1 protein-coding gene and 1 pseudogene are annotated in these 999 nt (G+C 60.8%); both read right to left on the bottom strand.

Annotation, left to right across the window (positions count from 1 at the left end):
• Window positions 1-473 (bottom strand): annotated as a pseudogene (locus tag C0V97_RS18135) (porphobilinogen synthase); the annotation flags it as partial.
• 2 nt (window positions 474-475) lie between these two features.
• Window positions 476-999 (bottom strand): APC family permease (locus C0V97_RS18140; protein ID WP_127103763.1); only part of this gene is annotated, 524 nt, incomplete at its 5' end.

Consider the following 999-nt stretch of genomic DNA (forward strand, 5'->3'; position numbering starts at 1 on the left):
TTTTGCGCCTGCAACGCCAGTATTTCTACCGACGCGTCATTCACCACGTACCCATTCTCGATGAGGCCGTCATGGCCGTGATCGGTGTAGGGGTCGAGGGCTACGTCTCCCACCAGACCAAGGTCGGGGAAGAGACGTTTGATCTCCCGTGCCGCCCGACACATCAGATTGTCTGGATTTGTGGCCTCGCGACCCGTGGCATCGCGGATATCGGCGGGGGTGATCGGGAAGAGGGCAATCGCGGGAATGCCCAATCCGACAGCTTCGCTCAGATGCGCCTCGAGCAGATCGACGCTGACGCGCGCGACGCCGGGCATGGAAGCCACCTCACTGCGCTGGTTCTGGCCGTCACAGACGAAGATTGGCCAGATCAGGTTGTCGGTGGTCAGCGTGGTCTCGGCCACCAGGCGACGCGTGAAGCCGTCAAAACGGTTGCGACGCGGCCTCGTGGTTGGGAAAGCCCCGGTGATCATCATCACATCTCCTTCGAGGTGAGTTTGCTCTTCTTGATCCCATAGGCGGCGTAGACGAACAGCCCCGCGCCCAGCCAGAGAACCAGCCGCAGCCAGGTCAGTCCGTCAAGGGACAGCATGACGGCTGCGCAGCTCAGGATTCCACAGATCGGCATCAACAGCCCGCCTGGCGCCTTGAAGATGCGCGGCCGCTCCGGTTCGCGCACACGCAGGATGAGCACGCCCACACAGACCAGTACGAAGGCAAGGAGCGTTCCGATTGACGTCATGTTGCCGAGCACGGAAATCGGAACGAGCCCCGCAAGCAGACATGTCACCACCAGGAAGATGAGGTGAGAGACAGCAGGCGCACGGGTACGCGGGCTGAGTCTGCCAAAAATGGCGGGAAGAAGCCCATCATGGGACATGGCGTAGAATACGCGCACCTGTCCCATGAGAAGCCCCATCAGTACGGAAATATAGCCGAACAGGATGCTGAATTTCAGCGCGCCCTGAAGCCAGAAGAGATGGGTTACGTCAATGGCGG

This window comes from Asaia sp. W19 (genome assembly GCF_003994335.1).
Taxonomy (GTDB): domain Bacteria; phylum Pseudomonadota; class Alphaproteobacteria; order Acetobacterales; family Acetobacteraceae; genus Asaia.